At 72.1% G+C, this 15,511-nt stretch carries 13 protein-coding genes; 5 read left to right on the top strand and 8 right to left on the bottom strand.

Annotation, left to right across the window (positions count from 1 at the left end):
* Nucleotides 1-143 precede the first annotated feature (143 nt).
* Nucleotides 144-896, top strand: coding sequence for a DUF305 domain-containing protein (locus Pen02_RS03010; RefSeq protein ID WP_203864366.1), 753 nt, complete (start codon nt 144-146; stop codon nt 894-896).
* Between the two features lie 3 nt (nt 897-899).
* On the opposite strand, the gene Pen02_RS03005 is transcribed toward Pen02_RS03010, so the two are convergent.
* From Pen02_RS03005 to Pen02_RS02990, 4 genes are read right to left on the bottom strand one after another with little or no spacing between them, the layout of a single operon-like run.
* Nucleotides 900-2,723, bottom strand: a complete 1,824-nt coding sequence (locus Pen02_RS03005; RefSeq protein WP_203864365.1) for a glycoside hydrolase family 13 protein — start codon at nt 2,721-2,723, stop codon at nt 900-902.
* Between the two features lie 37 nt (nt 2,724-2,760).
* Nucleotides 2,761-3,606 (bottom strand): sugar ABC transporter permease, encoded by an 846-nt coding sequence (locus Pen02_RS03000; RefSeq protein WP_203864364.1) that lies wholly within the window; start codon nt 3,604-3,606, stop codon nt 2,761-2,763.
* Complete coding sequence (locus Pen02_RS02995) at nt 3,603-5,204, bottom strand: ABC transporter permease subunit (protein ID WP_372445557.1); 1,602 nt, start codon at nt 5,202-5,204, stop codon at nt 3,603-3,605. The genes Pen02_RS03000 and Pen02_RS02995 overlap by 4 nt, the downstream gene beginning before the upstream one ends.
* 18 nt (nt 5,205-5,222) lie before the next feature.
* Entirely contained in the window at nt 5,223-6,467 is a 1,245-nt protein-coding gene (locus tag Pen02_RS02990) for a sugar ABC transporter substrate-binding protein (RefSeq protein WP_203864363.1), read from the bottom strand.
* A gap of 195 nt (nt 6,468-6,662) precedes the next feature.
* On the opposite strand from Pen02_RS02990, the gene Pen02_RS02985 reads away from it, so the two are divergent.
* Nucleotides 6,663-7,766, top strand: a complete 1,104-nt coding sequence (locus tag Pen02_RS02985; protein WP_203864362.1) for a LacI family DNA-binding transcriptional regulator — start codon at nt 6,663-6,665, stop codon at nt 7,764-7,766.
* Between the two features lie 182 nt (nt 7,767-7,948).
* A complete protein-coding gene (locus Pen02_RS02980) occupies nt 7,949-9,598 on the top strand; it encodes a glycoside hydrolase family 13 protein (RefSeq protein ID WP_203864361.1) in 1,650 nt (549 codons plus the stop codon).
* A 157-nt stretch (nt 9,599-9,755) separates the two neighbouring features.
* On the opposite strand, the gene Pen02_RS02975 is transcribed toward Pen02_RS02980, so the two are convergent.
* The 4 genes from Pen02_RS02975 to trpS all read right to left on the bottom strand — a co-directional run bounded on the left by Pen02_RS02975 (nt 9,756) and on the right by trpS (nt 13,107).
* Nucleotides 9,756-10,202, bottom strand: a complete 447-nt coding sequence (locus Pen02_RS02975) for a hypothetical protein (protein WP_203864360.1) — start codon at nt 10,200-10,202, stop codon at nt 9,756-9,758.
* A 128-nt stretch (nt 10,203-10,330) separates the two neighbouring features.
* Nucleotides 10,331-11,275, bottom strand: a complete 945-nt coding sequence (locus tag Pen02_RS02970; protein WP_275413547.1) for a YihY/virulence factor BrkB family protein — start codon at nt 11,273-11,275, stop codon at nt 10,331-10,333.
* Between the two features lie 156 nt (nt 11,276-11,431).
* Complete coding sequence (locus Pen02_RS02965; protein ID WP_239139981.1) at nt 11,432-11,986, bottom strand: 2'-5' RNA ligase family protein; 555 nt, start codon at nt 11,984-11,986, stop codon at nt 11,432-11,434.
* Between the two features lie 95 nt (nt 11,987-12,081).
* Complete coding sequence (trpS, locus tag Pen02_RS02960) at nt 12,082-13,107, bottom strand: tryptophan--tRNA ligase (protein WP_203864357.1); 1,026 nt, start codon at nt 13,105-13,107, stop codon at nt 12,082-12,084.
* 437 nt (nt 13,108-13,544) lie between these two features.
* On the opposite strand from trpS, the gene Pen02_RS02955 reads away from it, so the two are divergent.
* Both Pen02_RS02955 and Pen02_RS02950 read left to right on the top strand, forming a co-directional pair.
* Nucleotides 13,545-14,225: an RNA polymerase sigma factor gene (locus tag Pen02_RS02955; protein WP_239139979.1), complete on the top strand. Its 681-nt coding sequence runs from the start codon at nt 13,545-13,547 to the stop codon at nt 14,223-14,225.
* 3 nt (nt 14,226-14,228) lie between these two features.
* The gene (locus Pen02_RS02950; protein ID WP_203864356.1) at nt 14,229-15,500 is read left to right on the top strand and encodes a beta propeller repeat protein; all 1,272 of its coding nucleotides are present in this window, start codon (nt 14,229-14,231) and stop codon (nt 15,498-15,500) included.
* Nucleotides 15,501-15,511 lie beyond the last annotated feature (11 nt).

Genomic DNA, 15,511 nt, shown 5'->3' with positions numbered 1-15,511 from the left:
AGGTCAGGGCGTACTGGATCTTCCACCGTTCCGGCGGCCGGGCTACCATCGGCCAACCCGGGGTTGACGACCCGGCCCGGGTGCAGGAGCCCCGGCTACGCCACGACCGGCCGGCAGGGCGGACGGGAGTTCACGCTGTGGTGTTGGCCAGGAACGTGGCCGGGAGCAGTCGCCGACCGGCGATCGTGTTTCTCGCGCTCGTCGAGGCGGCGGCGGTACTGCTGGCCGTCGGCATCGCCGGGTTCGCGGCCGGCGGGGACGATCCGCCCGGCCGGCCCGCTGCCGCCCCGGCGACCGCGACTCCGGTCGCCACCCCGACCGTGCTGCCCACCCAGGCCATCGGCACGGCCCCGGTGATCCGGCCCGGCCGGCCCGGGGAGTCGGCCCAGGTGCTCCGGCCGGACCAGCTCACCCCGCCGCCCGGGGCGCAGCACAACGCGGCCGACATCCGCTTCGTCTCGATGATGGTGCCGCACCACGAGCAGGCCCTGGCGATGGCCGCGCTGGTGCCGGAGCGGGCCGGCAGCACCGGCGTGATCGCGGTCGCCGACCGGATCCGGGCCGGCCAGCAGCCCGAGGTCGAGGTGCTGAAGAGCTGGCTGCGGGACCGCAACCTCGACTCGCTGCTCGGCGGGACCGGGCACGAGCACGCGACCATGCACGGCATGCAGAGCCCGGAGGCGATCGCCAGGCTCACCGCGACGACCGGTACGGACTTCGACCGGATGTTCGTCGAGATGATGAGCGCACACCACCAGGGCGCCATCGCGATGGCCCAGGAGGTGCTGGTCAACGGGGTCGACCGGCAGATCCGGGAACTGGCCCGGAACATCGCCTTCGAACAGGCCGTCGAGGTGAACCGGATGCGCGAGGTGCTCGACCCGCAGTCGAAGTGAGACTCAGGGCAGCCGCCACACCTGGAAGGTCGGGCCGTCCCCGGGCAGCGTCAGCGCACCGTCCTGGTCCGGGCGCAGCGCGTCCGCTCCGCCGTACAGGTTGACGGCGTCGTCGAGCGGCGGCAGGCCGGACAGCCGGATCGGGGCGGCAGCGGCACGCCGGGCCAGCACCAGCACCGACTCCGTCGGCGACTCGCGCAGGAAGACCAGGCTGTCCGCGTCGGCGTACGCCCAGCGCAGGCCGCCGTGCCGCAGTGCCGGCAGCGACCGGCGCAGCCCGACGAGTCCGCGGTACCGGTCGAACGTCGCACCGTCCCAGCTCTCCGGCCGCGCCCACGGCATCGGGGTACGCGAGTCCTCGCCGTTGCGCCCGGTCAGCCCGAGTTCGTCTCCGGCGAAGATCATCGGGGTACCGGGGAGGGTGCAGAGCAGCCCGACGGCCACCTCCTGCCGGTCGGCGTCGCCGACGACGGTGCGGATCCGGGCCGAGTCGTGCGAGCCGAGCAGCAGCCACGAGTGCGTCAGCGCCCGCCACGAGACCAGCGAGCCGAAAGCCCGCATCGTGGCCAGCACCTCCGGCCCGGCCCGCCGGGGCACCCCGTCCGGTACGCCGAGGAAGTCCGGCAGGTCGAGCCCGTCGACGCGCAGCCAGTTCCACACCGGACGGCAGAAGCCGGCGTAGTTCATCGTGCCCTGCCAGCCGTCGGCGTCCAGGTCGCCGGTGAAGTCGTGCCCGTGCTCGGCGACGAGCAGCCCGTCCGGCTTCGCCGCCACCACCGCCGCGCGCAGCGCCGCCGCCACCTCGGAGGTGTACGCGTCCCGCCCGCGTCGGCCGGTCATGTTGGCCACGTCCACCCGCCAGCCGTCCAGCCCGTACGGCGGGCGCAGCCAGCGGGCCAGCACCGAGTCCGGCCCGGCCAGGAAGCGGCGGCGCAACTCGGCGCCGCCCCAGTTCAGCTTCGGCAGCGACTTCACGCCGAGCCAGGACTCGTAGTCGCCGGACTCATCGAAGTAGTACAGCCCGCGCTCTGGGGAGTTGACGTCGGAGATCGCGTCGACGAACCACCGGTGGCTGTCCCCGGTGTGGTTGCTGGTGACGTCGCCGAGCAGCCGCCAGCCCCGGGCGTGCACGGCCGCGCCGAGCCGGGCCAGTGCGGCGTCGCCGCCGAGCAGCGGGTCGACGGCGTCGAAGGTGGCGGCGTCGTACCGGTGGTTGGAGCGGGCCGGGAAGATCGGAGTCAGGTAGACGGTGTTCACCCCGAGCCGGTCGAGGTGGTCCAGCCGTTCGGCGATGCCGTCCAGGTCGCCGCCGTAGAACTGGTACGGCGTCTCGGGGCCCCGACCGATCACCGGGGTCCGGTCCCAGTCGCACGGGATGGCCCAGTCCGGCACCGCCCGACCGTCGGCGCCGGCCGAGCGGGCGAACCGGTCCGGGAAGATCTGGTACACCACCGCGTCGCGTGCCCAGGCCGGCGGCGGGTCGTACGCCACCAGCCGGAAGTCGCTGTTGTCCGGCACGTCGTACCCGAAGACACCGCGCCCGTTCAGCCAGCGCTGCCCGCCGCCGGACGGCCCGGAGTCGACCAGGAAGCGGTAGTTGGTCACCGGGTTTCGCACCTGCACCTCGGCCCGCCACCAGCGCTCCCCGCCGACCTCCCGGTCCACGACGGCGGTGCCGTACCGGGGTTCGCCGTCGGCGACCGAGCGGACCCGGACCGACCGCACCGACGCGGGCGTCCGGACGAAGACCGGCACCGTCTCGCCGAGCGCAGGCGCCTGCTGCGGCACGTGCAGTTCGGAGCCGTCGTGGTGGGGCAGCCCGAGCATGGTCATCCCTTCGTCGAGCGGGTCGTCGGCGGCATGGTCAGCCCTTTACCGAGCCGGCGGTCAGCCCGCTCACGATGTAGCGCTGGAGGAACTGGAAGACCAGCACGGTCGGGATCGCGGTGAGCAGCGAGCCGGCGCAGAAGATCCCGAAGTTGGTGTTCCGGGACTCGCCGCCGAGCAGCCCGTAGAGCCCGACCGAGAGCGTCTTCGCCTCGGTGTCGGTGAGGAAGACGTTGGCCAGCAGGAACTCGTTGATGGTGGCGATGAAGACCAGCAGCCCGGTGACCGCGATGATCGGCGTCACCAGCGGCAGGATGATCCGGAAGAACGCCTGGGCGTGCGAGGCGCCGTCCATGGTGGCCGACTCGTCGAGTTCCTTCGGCACGGTGTCGAAGAAGCCCTTCATCAGCCAGGTGTTCACTCCGAGCGCGCCACCGAGGTAGAGCAGGATCAGCCCCCAGGCGGTGTTGAAGCCGACCGCCGGCCAGAGATCGGTGATGGTGGTGAACATCAGGTAGATGGTCACCACCGCCAGGAACTGCGGAAACATCTGGATCATCAGCAGCGAGAGCAGCCCGACCCGGCGGCCCCGGAACCGCATCCGGCTGAACGCGTACGCGGCCAGCATGGAGATGAAGATCGCCGCCGCCGAGGCGAGCCCGGCGATCAGCAGCGAGTTGCCGTACCAGTTGACGAAGGCGTGCTCGGCGAACAGGTCGACGAAGTTCCGCAGGGTGAACCCGGTCGGCAGCAGCTCGCTGGAGGAGAGCGTGCCGAGCGGGTTGAGTGCCGCCGAGACCACGAAGACGATCGGGAAGAGCGAGAAGAGCACCGCCGTGATCCCGACCAGGTGCCGCCAGCCGACCTGTTTCACCCAGCTCACGAGTACACCTCTTCCTGCGCGCGGGTCCGGCGGAAGGCGACCGCCGAGATGACGGCGACGATGGCGAAGATGACCACCGAGATCGCGGCGGCGAAGCCGTACTGGGCGCCCTGCGCGTCGAAGGCCAGCCGGAACATGTACGTGATCAGCAGGTCGGTACCGCCCGCTCCCGGGTTGTCGGCCGGGAACGGCGCCCCCTCGGTGGTCAGGTAGATCGCGGTGAAGTTGTTGAAGTTGAACGCGAACGACGAGATCAGCAGCGGCGAGAGCGCGACCAGCAGCAGCGGCAGGGTGACCCGGCGGAACTGCTGCCACGCCCCGGCACCGTCGATCCGGGCCGCCTCGCCGACCTCCTTCGGGATCGCCTGCAACGCCCCGGTGGCCACCAGGAACATGTACGGGTACCCGAGCCACAACTGCACCAGGATCACCGCGATCCGGGCCGACCAGGTGCCGCCGAACCAGTCGACGTCCAGGTCCAGCATCCGGTTGAGCAGCCCGAAGTCGGTGTTGAAGATGTCCCGCCAGATCAGCAGCATCGCGAACGACGGCATCGCGTACGGCAGGATCAGCAGGATCTGGTAGATCCGCCGGCCGCGCAGCTTCGGCGAGTGCAGGGCGAGTGCGCAGAGCAGCCCGAGCGCGAAGGTGCCGAGCGCCGAGCCGGCGGCGAAGGCGAGGTTCCAGACCAGGATGCCGGCGAACGGGCCGGCGACGGCGCCGTCGGTGACGATCCGGGTGAAGTTGGCGAACCCGACGTTGACCTTCCAGCCCTGGGCCAGCCGTTCGCCCACGTCGTTCACGAAGACGCCCTCGTCGTCGTCGGCCCGCCACACCGCTCCGGTGGCGGTCTCCCGGACACAGTCGCAGTCGGCGTCGTAGAGCCGACCGGCCTGTCCCTCGTACGCGGCGGAGATGCCCTGCGCCCGGATCGCGCCCCGGTCGGTCGGCACGGTGAACTCGGTGACCTCGGGTCCCCGAGCGGCGGCCTGACCGATGTTGAGCAGCGAGTACCCCTCGGCGGCGGTGACCCGGCCACCGTTGACGGTCGCCCCGGACAGTGGCCGCAGCCCGTCGGCGTCCCCGACGAAGGCAGCCCCGGCCGGGTCGACCAGCAGGAAGACCAGTGGGCCGGTGCCGGCGGTGCCCCGGGTGGCGACCGAGAGGGCGTACTCGGTGGAGCCGGCCACCCTGGTCACCGAGGAGGTCTGGATCGCGACGACCGCCTCGGCCTTGCTGCCCCGGTGCCCGTCGCCGAAGTTGGTGACGGCGGTGCCGACGGTGTAGAGCACCGGCACCACCTGAAAGGCGATCAGCAGCAGGGTGCCCGGCAGCAGGTATTTGGTCGGTACCCGGCGGGGCGACAGGTAGACGTAGCAGATCACCGCCACGACGGCGATCTCGATGCCGAGCCCGAGCCACTGCCGTTGCTGGACCAGCGGAAACGCTGCCCACACCGCCAGCGCGACGGTCACCGAGAGCGCGACGATCTTTCCGATTTGCCCACCCAGGCCCACCGAGCGTGGTGGCCGGGGCACCTCGTCCGAGGCTTCCCGGCCACCACGGTCCAGGAGCGGGGTGGCCGCCTTTCCGGCCACGTCCGACCTCCCGCCCGGCTACTTGATCTTGTCCGTGATGGACTTGCCGGCCGCCGTCACCGTCGCCGGTACGGCGGCACCGCCGACGATCGCCGCGGACGCCTTGCCGAACGGGTCCCAGACGTTCGCCATCGCCGGGATGGCCGGCATGATCGCGCCACCCTTGCCGGCGTCCATGATCTTCGCGACGTCCGGGTCGGACGCCTTCACCTGGTCGAACGCGGCGGTCAGCGCCGGGGGTCGCGGCTCGGCGTCGTAGAGCACCTTGGCCAGTTCCGGCTTGGTCACGTAGTTGGCCACGAACTCCTGGGCGATCGCCTTGTTCTTGCCCTTCGCCGCGACGTAGAACGCCTGCACCCCGACGAACGGCTGGGCCGGCTTGGCACCGGCGAAGCCGGGGATCGGCTCGATCTCGTACTTCACCCCGGCCTTCTTCACGTCCGCGATCGACCACGGACCACTGATCATGAAGGCGGCCTTCTTGCCGGTGAAGAGCGAGAGCGCGTTCTCGTGCCCGATCGAGCGCTTCAGCGCACCGTCACCCTTCTCGCCGAGCTTGCGGATCTTCTCGAAGGCGGCGATCGAGGCCGGGTTACCCACCCCGACGTCCTTCGGGTCGTACTCGCCGTCCGGCTTGACGCCGAACAGGTAGCCGCCGCCGGAGGTGTAGAGCGGGTACATGTGGTAGGCGTCGCCGACCTGGCCGACCGGCATGGAGAGGATCTCGGTCGCCTTGCCGGACTGCTTGAGCTGCTTGCCCGCGGCGACCAGCTCCTCCAGGGTGGCCGGTGCCTGCGGGGCGAGTTCGGTGTTCCGGAACAGCGCCAGGTTCTCCACCGCGTACGGCACGCCGTAGACCTGGCCGTTGAAGGTGACGCCCTTGACGGCGATCTCGGCGAACGACCCGCGCTGCGCGTCGGTCAACTGGATCGGGTCGATAGCGCCGTTCTGCACGAGGTTGCCGATCCAGTCGTGCGCGCCGATCATGATGTCCGGCGGGTTGCCCGACTGCGAGGCGGTGACGAACTTCGGGTGCAGGTCCTCGGAGACCGCCTGGATCTCGATGGTGACGCCGAGTTCCTGACCGAACTTGGCGACCAGTGGCTTGAGGGCGGCCGTACGCTTGTCGTCGGCCCAGATCATCAGGCTGCCGCCGGCCCCGGCGGTGGCGCTCGGCTCGGCGCTGGGGGTATCGCTGCCGCAGCCGGCGCCGGCCAGCGCCAGCCCCATCGCGGCGACCACACCCGCGGTACGGATGCGCATCGGAACTCCTGTCGTCATGGTCGGCCCGGGGGACGGGGCTACCCGACCGGTGGGGGTGCTGGGTACGCGTGTCGGGGGTGCGTGTTACCAGGTATCAGGGGTGCGTGTTGCCGGGACGTTAGCAAGACGTTGCAGCCAATGGAAGGGCTTGCAGCACCCTTCGCAAGAACTTGCCGGATAAGTTAAAGTGCGGCCATGCGTGCACGACTGGCCGACATCGCCCAACAGGCCGAAGTAAGCGAGGCCACGGTGTCGCGGGTGCTCAACGACCGCCCCGGGGTGGCGCCGGAGACCCGGCAGGCCGTACTCACCGCGCTCGACGTGCTCGGCTACGAGCGCCCCGCCCGGCTGCGCAAGCGCAGCGCCGGCCTGGTCGGGCTGGTGGTGCCGGAGCTGGAGAACCCGATCTTCCCGGCCTTCGCCCAGGTCGTCGAGTCGGGGCTGGCACAGGCGGGCTACACCTCGGTGCTCTGCACCCAGACCCCCGGCGGGGTCACCGAGGACGAGTACGTCGAGATGCTGCTGGACCGGCAGGTCTCCGGGATCGTCTTCGTCTCCGGACTGCACGCCGACACCTCCGCCGACCCGGCGCGCTACCGCACACTGATCGCCCGGCCGCTGCCGATCGTGCTGGTCAACGGGTACGTCCCGGGGGTCCCGGCGCCCTTCGTCTCCTGCGACGACCGGGAGGCCGGCGAGCTGGCCGTGGCCCACCTCGTCGCGCTCGGCCACCGGCGGATCGGCCTGCTCACCGGGCCGGGACGGTTCGTGCCGGTGCAGCGCAAGGTGGCCGGCTTCAAGGCGGCGATGAAGCGGCTGGTCGGGCTCCCCGACGCGGAGCTGGACGAGCTCGCCGAGCTGTCCCTGTTCGGTGTGGAGGGTGGCGAGGTCGCCGCCGCCCGGCTGCTCGACCGGGGCGTGACCGGCCTGGTCTGCGGCTCCGACCTGATGGCGCTGGGTGCGATCCGGGCGGCCCGGCAGCGCGGCCTGTCCGTACCGGCCGACCTCTCCGTGGTCGGCTACGACGACTCCCCGCTGATGGCCTTCACCGATCCGCCGCTGACCACCATGCGGCAGCCGGTGATCGCGATGGCGGTGGCGGCGGTACGCGCCCTGGTCGACGAGATCCACGGGCACGCGGCACCGCACTCCGAGTACATCTTCCGGCCCGAGCTGGTGGTACGCGGCTCGACGGCCGTCGTACCCGGGATGGCCGAGCGGCCGGCACCGGTCTCCGGCGCCTCGTCCGGACCGGCTGCGGAGCCCCGGCCGACGACGGAGCTGGCGCTGCCGGTCTGACCGGCCCGGCCGCCTGCGGGCGGTCCTCTTGCGCAAGAACTGCTTGACTCTTGCAGAGCCCGCCGGGCATCCTGCTGAGAGCCGCCAGACCCCTCCCCCGCACGCCCGAGCGCCGTCCGCGCGGCACGCCTCTGCCCGCGACGGCACCCGCCGCGCGCCCCGGAAGAACGGAAGACCCCCGCATGACCGTGCCCCCCGAACAGCACCGGCCGGCCGAGGACTGGTGGAAGTCCGCGGTGGTCTACCAGGTGTACGTCCGCAGCTTCGCCGACGCCGACGGCGACGGCACCGGCGACCTGGCCGGGGTACGCGGTCGACTGCCGTACCTGCGCGACCTCGGGGTGGACGCGCTCTGGCTGACCCCGTTCTACCGCTCGCCGATGGTGGACGGCGGCTACGACGTCGCCGACTACCGGGACGTGGACCCGATCTTCGGCACGCTCGCCGACTTCGACGACATGATCACCGACGCGCACGCGCTGGGCCTGCGGATCATCGTCGACATCGTGCCGAACCACACCTCGGACGCGCACCCGTGGTTCGTCGCCGCCCTGGCCGGCCCGCCCGGCTCGGCCGAACGGGACCGGTACCTGTTCCGGGACGGCCGGGGACCGGACGGCGGACTGCCACCCAACGACTGGGAGTCGATCTTCGGTGGCCCGGCCTGGACCCGGGTCCCCGACGGCCAGTGGTACCTGCACCTCTTCGACCCGGCCCAGCCCGACCTGAACTGGCGGCACCCCGAGGTACGCGCCGAGTTCGAGGACGTGCTGCGGTTCTGGCTCGACCGTGGCGTGGACGGCTTCCGGATCGACGTGGCACACGGGATGATCAAGGCGGAAGGGCTGCCGGACGTCGGCAAGACCGTGCCGCCCGGCGAGCGCCAGGTCGAACTGCTCGGCCGGGGTCGGCTGCCCTACTTCGACCAGGACGAGGTGCACGACATCTACCGGGCCTGGCGCCCCATCCTGGACAGCTACCCCGGCGGCCGGATGGCGGTCGCCGAGGCGTGGGCCGAGACCCCGCAGCGGCTGGCCCGCTACATCGGGCCGGACGAGCTGCACCAGGCGTTCAACTTCGACTTCCTCGACGCGACCTGGTCGGCCGACTCGTTCCGCAAGGTCATCGACACCGCGCTGGCCGAGTCGGCGATCGTCGGCGCCCCGACCACCTGGGTACTCTCCAACCACGACAAGCACCGGCACGTCACCCGGTACGGCGACGGCGCGCTCGGGCTGCGCCGGGCCCGTGCGGCAGCCCTGCTGATGCTGGCCCTGCCCGGCAGCGTCTACCTCTACCAGGGCGAGGAACTCGGCCTGCCGGAGGTGCTCGACCTCCCCGACGAACTGCGCCAGGATCCGGCGTTCCTGCGCACCGGCGAGAGTCGGGACGGCTGCCGGGTACCGCTGCCGTGGAGCGGCGACGTCCCGCCGTACGGCTTCGGTCCGGACGGCGGCGCCCCGGCCTGGCTGCCGGCCCCGCCCACCTGGCGGGCCCTGTCGGTCGCCGCCCAGACCGGCGCCCCGGACTCGACCCTGGAGCTGTACCGGACGGCGCTGCGACTGCGCCGCACGCATCTTGCGCCGACCGACGGATCGACCGATCCGGGCGGGGTGACCTGGCTGGACGGCGAGCCGGGGGTACTCGCGTTCCGTCGCGCGGCGGCGGGCGGTACGGCGGAGCTGACCTGCGTGGTCAACTTCGGTGCCGAGCCGGTGGACGTGGCCGGCTACGGCACTCCGATCCTGGTCAGCCAGCCCTCGGGCGGGGCGGACCCGGCGCCGCTGCCGACCGACGCGGCGGGGTGGTTCATCCGCCCGGTATCGGGGTAACCCCTCTTTCGACCTGGTCGTCCGCCGCGCTCCGCGCCGACGGGCGACCGGGGCAGCGACCCCTTTGTGGTGGAGGGGATGGTGGTGCCGGTGCCCCGGGAGTGCACTCCCGGGGCACCGGCTCGTCGGCGTGCACTCTCGGATCGGATCGCCCGGCTTAGGCGGAGGGGCGGGTGAGCATGGCTGCGATCCGGGCGATGCCGGCGCGTACCTCGGTCGGGTCCGGCGCCTGTCCGGCCTGCGCCGGTGCCTGCACGCTCTCGCCGATCACCTCCTCGGCGCCGAGGTCCTCGTAGTCGCCGTAGATGCTGGTGTCGTCGAGGTCCGCCGCCTCGTCCTCGGCCTCGGCCGCGATCTGCGCGGCGGCGATCTCCGCCCGGATCTCCTCGGCGGAGACCCGGGGCAGCAGCGGCTCGACCACCGCCATCAACTCCTCGTCGGCGACCACCGACTCGGCCAGGGCCAGGGCGTGCGGGCGCTCGTACGGGCCGCAGACCACCGGCTCCCACTCCTCGTCGTCGTCCAGCGGCCCGAAGGTGATGATCCAGGGCAGGGCGAGGATCGGCGAGTCGTCCGGCAGTTCCAACGTCACTAGTGCGCCCACGGGACTCATCATCGCGGCGATCCACGTGCCGTTAGTGGCTTTTGCCCGAATCGCAGCGCTGGTCTCTTTCCCCTCGCCCGGTCACGCTCAGCCGTCGCCCGGCCGCACGCCCAGCCACCCTCGCCGGGTCACGTCCGGCCGCCGCCGCTCGGGGTGTCCGGATCCGGCTCGGTCGACGCCGGCTCCGGGCGGGCCGGATCGGGCACGTGTGGTGCACCGGTCAGGTCCCGGACCCGCCCCTGGTGGCTGGTTGCCGCGATCGCCGCTCCGAACAGCAGCAACTGGTTGAGCACGTACAGGTAGATGAGCAGGCCGACAGCGCCGGCCACCACCGTGTACGCCGGATTCCGCTCCCAGCGCACCACGTAGTAGCGGCCGACCGAGTTCAGCAGCGTGACGCCCAGCGCCACCAGCAGGACCGCCGGCAGCCAGCGCCGGAAGCTCATCCGCAGCCTCGGTACGGCGAGCAGCAGCGCCGAGGCGAGCAGCATGTTGATCAGGAACGCCAGGAACCAGCTACAGATCGTGAGCCCGATCGACCGCGCACCCAGCAGCCAGCTCAGCACCGACTCCAGCGCGTCCACCGCACCGACCGAGAGCCCGAGCAGTACGAAGATCACCAGCAGTACGGCCAGGTCGACGAGCTGGCGCAGCACGATGTAGCCCGGATGCTGGGCCAGCCCGTGGATCAAGCGCTGCGAGGAGCGGATCGACTCCACCCAGCCGATCCCGGTGACCGCCAGCAGGATCAGCCCGATGATGCCGGGGCGGCTGCTGCTCTGCCGGATCTGCTCCGGGTCGACGAACGGCAGGTTCCGCTTGAGGAAGCCGACGATCACCTGGCCGCTCTCCGCGCTGTCCCCGAGCAACGCGCCGAGCACGGCGTACGCCACCAGGCCGAGGGCGAAGACGGCGAAGAAGCCGTAGTAGGCGATCGCCGCCGCCAGGCGGGCGCCGAGCACGTCGGTGTAGCGGCCGACGGCCCGGGCAAGGTGGTCGAACCACGGCGACCGTCGACGGTACGCCGTCAGCCGCGTGTCGACGCGCAACACCACCCGCTCGAACGCGTTCACGCCGTCATCCTTGCCCATCACCACCCGCCACGGGGCCCGCTGGACACGGCACGCCGCAGCACTCACCCTGGGCGGGACCCGAACCCGCGACCGGGGGATTACGAGTCCCCTGCTCTGACCTCCCGACGGGGTCCGGCCTGAACGGTCCCGGCGGGGTCAGCCGCCGAGCGGGAAGTCGCGGCGAGGCTGCCAACGCGCTTCGCCGTTGTGCGAGAAGAGGGTGAACTTCTCGACCTTGAACAGCGCGGAGAAGTCGGCCAGGTCCTCGTACACCCGGTCCAGGGCCTCCGGCGCCACGTCCTGGGCGACCGTGATGTGCGGGTGGTACGGGAAGCGGCTCTCCCGCCGCAGTTCGGGCGCCTGCCCGATCGCCGCGGCGAGCATCTCGCACTCGCTGATCCCGGCCGCGACCACCACGAAGACCACCTCGGTGATCGGCCGGAAGGTGCCGGTGCCACGCAGGTGCACCAGGTACGGCCGGTGCGCGGCGGCCACCTCGGCGAGGTGCCGTTCCACCGCCGGCAGGCTCGCCAGCGGTATGTCGGTCGGCCCGAGCAGCGTCAGGTGCGCCGGCACGTACGCGGCCTGCGGGTCTCCGGCCTCCGCCCGCCTGCGGGTGAGGAACTCGCACCACGGCTCCGGGACGTCCACGGCGATCCCGACCCGGGTCACCGGGGTCGCGGGATCCTGCGATCCGTCCGTGACAACCACACTCCGCTCCACTCACCCGCCGGCCGGCACCGCGCCGACCGGCGGCCACGTTCCGTTGCCCCGGCGGTCCGAGCCCCGCCGGGCGTCGGGCGGGCTCAGCCGTTCCGGCTGCCGGGCAGGAACCCCACCCGGTCGTACACCTCGCGCAGCGTGGCCGAGGCGACCGCCCGGGCCTTCTCCGCGCCGACCGCCAGCAGCTTGTCGAGCTGCGCCGGATCGTCGAGGTAGCCCTGGGTGCGCTGCTGGATCGGCCGGACGAACTCGGCCACCACCTCGGCCAGGTCCTTCTTCAGGTCGCCGTAGCCCTTGCCCGCGTACGCCCCGACCAGGTCGTCGATGCTCCGGCCGGTCAGCGCGGCGTAGATGGTCAGCAGGTTGGAGACCCCGGCCTTCTGCTCCGGGTCGAAGACGATGTCCCGGCCGGTGTCGGTCACCGCCGACCTGATCTTTTTGGCCGACTTCGCCGGGTCGTCCAGCAGCATGATGATGCCGGCCGGCGACGAGGACGACTTCGACATCTTCGCCGTCGGGTCCTGGAGGTCGGTGATCTTCGCGGTGTCCCGGACGATGTACGGCGCCGGCACGGTGAAGGTCCTGCCGAACCGGGTGTTGAAGCGCTGTGCAAGGTCGCGGGTCAGCTCCAGGTGTTGCCGCTGGTCCTCCCCGACCGGCACCGCGTCGGCCTGGTAGAGCAGGATGTCGGCGGCCTGGAGGATCGGGTACGTGAAGAGGCCGACGCTGGACCGGTCGGCGCCCTGCTTCACGGACTTGTCCTTGAACTGGGTCATCCGGCTCGCCTCGCCGAACCCGGTGATGCAGCTCAGCACCCAGGCGAGCTGGGCATGCTCCGGCACCTGGGACTGGACGAAGAGGGTGGTCCGCTCCGGGTCCAGCCCGACCGCGAAGAGCTGCGCCGCCGCGACCCGGGTGGAGTGCCGCAGCGCGACCGGGTCGTGCCCGGCGGTGATCGCGTGCAGGTCGACCACGCTGTAGAACGTGTCGTGCGTCTCCTGCATCGCCACCCAGTTGCGCACCGCGCCCAGGTAGTTGCCCACGTGGAACGAGTCGGCGGTCGGCTGGATCCCGGAGAGCACCCGGGGCCGGGCAGGAACGTCGGACATGCCGGCAATTCTGACAGCATCCCCGGGAAGGTGCCCGCAGGCCCCTGTGCCATTCCGCCCGACCCCGTCCCACCACGGTCGCTCGCCGAAGTCCCGACGCGGTCGCCGCCGAATTCCCAGCCTGATCGCCGCCGAGTTCCCAGCCTGGTTCCCGTCGAAGTACCAGCGTGGTTCCCGTCGAAGTCCCAGGGTGATCGCCGCCGAGTTCCCAGCCTGGTTCCCGTCGAAGTACCAGCGTGGTCCCCGTCGAAGTCCCAGGGTGATCGCCGCCGAGGTAGCAGCCCGGTCCCCGTCGGAGTCCCAGCCTGGTCCCCGTCGAAGTCAGGGGAAACTGGGAACCGGCTGGCAGCACGGTGACTCGTACCCTGAAACCGGAGTCGGTCGGCGGCTTCGGCGCAGCCGGCTGCGCCGTACCGTCCGGCCGGGGAGGACAGCGCTTGGCACGGGAACGGGGCGGACGCGCCACCGGACGCGACCGGGGCGCGGTGGACGAGGCGATGGGCGAGCTGTACCACGCCTGCTACCGGCGCCTGGTCGCGCAGGTCTACGCGTTCACCACGGACCTGACCGAGGCGCAGGACGTGGTGCAGGAGGCGTTCGCCCGGGCGATCGCCCGGCCGCAGGGGCTGGCCGACGTGGACAACCCCGAGGCGTGGCTGCGGACCGTCGCGGTCAACGTGGTCCGGCGACGCTGGCGGCGACGCCAACTGCTGGACACCATCCTGCTGCGGGACCGTCCGGTGACCCGACTGGTCGAGGCCGCTCCCGGACCCGAGCGGACCGACCTGCGGGAGGCCCTGGCCGGCCTGCCGGTCAGCTATCGGGAGGTGATCGTCCTGCACTACTTCGCCGACCTGCCGGTCGAGGAGATCGCCCTGCTGCTCGGGGTACCGACCGGCACGGTGAAGTCCCGGCTGTCCCGGGGGCGTACCGCGCTCGCCGCCCACCTCGGCGACTACCGGGGCACCGGCGAACCCGCGCCGGGGACCGGGGCGTCCGGACCGGGTGGCCGGACAGGTACCTCCAGCAGCACAGATTTGTCGGGCAGCCGGCCGGATCCGATGGCCGCCAGAACGGAACCACCGGCCCGGGTACGGCCGGCGGTGCGACCGGGGTGAGACATGCCTGACCGAGACCCTTCCCGCTCCGCGCTCGACGCACGGCTGGCCGCCGGGCGGGCGGCCCTGCTGGACGACATCGACCAGCCGCCGATGGCCCGGATCCGGGACCGCGCGGCGGCCCGGCGCCGCCGTCGCCACTCGGTCGCCGCGGCGGGCGGCGCGGCCCTGCTCAGTCTGGCGTTCGTGGCGACCCTCCCGGTACGGCCGTGGGCGGCCGACGGCACCGACCCGGTACCGCCGCCGGTGGCCGACGCCCCACCCGGCGGGCCGGTCTACACCGGGGCCGGGATCACCGTCAACGGGCTCACCGCGTCCGCCGTCAGCCACGTGCCGGGGACGATCGCCGACGTCGAGTTCGTCGATCCCGACCACGGCTACCTGCTGGCCCGCTGCGGGCCGGCCGAGCCCTGCCCGGCCAACCTGGCCCGGACCTCGGACGGCGGCCTGACCTGGCAGTACACCGAGCTGCCCGGCACCAGCGCCGGGCAGCGGGAGCTGGACCTGACGGCGTTTCCCGGCGGCCGGCTGCTGGTCGGCTTTCCCGGCGGGGCGTACGCCTCCACCGACGAGGGCCGGACCTGGCAGGTCACCGGGACCGGCACCGGGACGGCGACGATTCCGGCAGGCCGGGGCGACCTGCTCCGGGCCGGGCCGGGCGGTGGCCGGTGCGACCTGACCGTGGAGGTCTGGCGGCCGGAACTGGCTCGGGCCGGTACTCCGACCAGCCGTCCCGACCTCGACGTCTGCTGGGTCGCGTCGGCGGCCGGCGCCGACGGCACCTGGTGGGTCGGCGGCGTCCGGAACGGCACCGCCGCGGTGGCGATGACCCGGGACCTCGGGTCGCACTGGCGGACGGTGGAACTGCCCGGATCCGACGTGCCGGCCGGTACGGTCGAGGTGGCCAGCCTGGGCAGCCAGGCGTACGCGGCGGTGCTCGGCACCGGCCGGACCCTGCTGGCCCTCTTCCACTCCACCGACGGCGGCCGGTCCTTCACCCGGATCGCCCGGACGGCCCGGTCCGGCCCGCCGACGGGGCTGTCCGGCGCGATGGTGCCGCTGCTGGACGGGCGACTGCTGGTGACCGGCACCGACCGGGTGCTCTACGTGAGCGCCGACGATGGCGTCACCTTCCAGCCGGCCGGTGGCAGCCTGCCCACCGTCGAACGACTGGACCGGACCGTCGCCGGCTACGTCGCCTACGACCTGTTCGGTTCCGGCTGGGCGGCCTACTCGGCGGACGGCGCCACCTGGCGCAAACTCCAGATCGTCTGACCATCACGCAG

The organism is Plantactinospora endophytica (assembly GCF_016862915.1).
In the GTDB taxonomy this organism is placed as follows: domain Bacteria; phylum Actinomycetota; class Actinomycetes; order Mycobacteriales; family Micromonosporaceae; genus Plantactinospora; species Plantactinospora endophytica.
This window is presented reverse-complemented; position numbering and strand designations above follow the sequence as displayed.

Coding starts and splice junctions, on each gene's coding strand:
- trpS (WP_203864357.1), bottom strand. CDS start 13,107: ATGTCCGACGTTCCTGCCCGGCCCCGGGTGCTCTCCGGGATCCAGCCG.
- Pen02_RS02950 (WP_203864356.1), top strand. CDS start 14,229: ATGCCTGACCGAGACCCTTCCCGCTCCGCGCTCGACGCACGGCTGGCC.
- Pen02_RS02980 (WP_203864361.1), top strand. CDS start 7,949: ATGACCGTGCCCCCCGAACAGCACCGGCCGGCCGAGGACTGGTGGAAG.
- Pen02_RS03005 (WP_203864365.1), bottom strand. CDS start 2,723: ATGCTCGGGCTGCCCCACCACGACGGCTCCGAACTGCACGTGCCGCAG.
- Pen02_RS02985 (WP_203864362.1), top strand. CDS start 6,663: ATGCGTGCACGACTGGCCGACATCGCCCAACAGGCCGAAGTAAGCGAG.
- Pen02_RS02990 (WP_203864363.1), bottom strand. CDS start 6,467: ATGCGCATCCGTACCGCGGGTGTGGTCGCCGCGATGGGGCTGGCGCTG.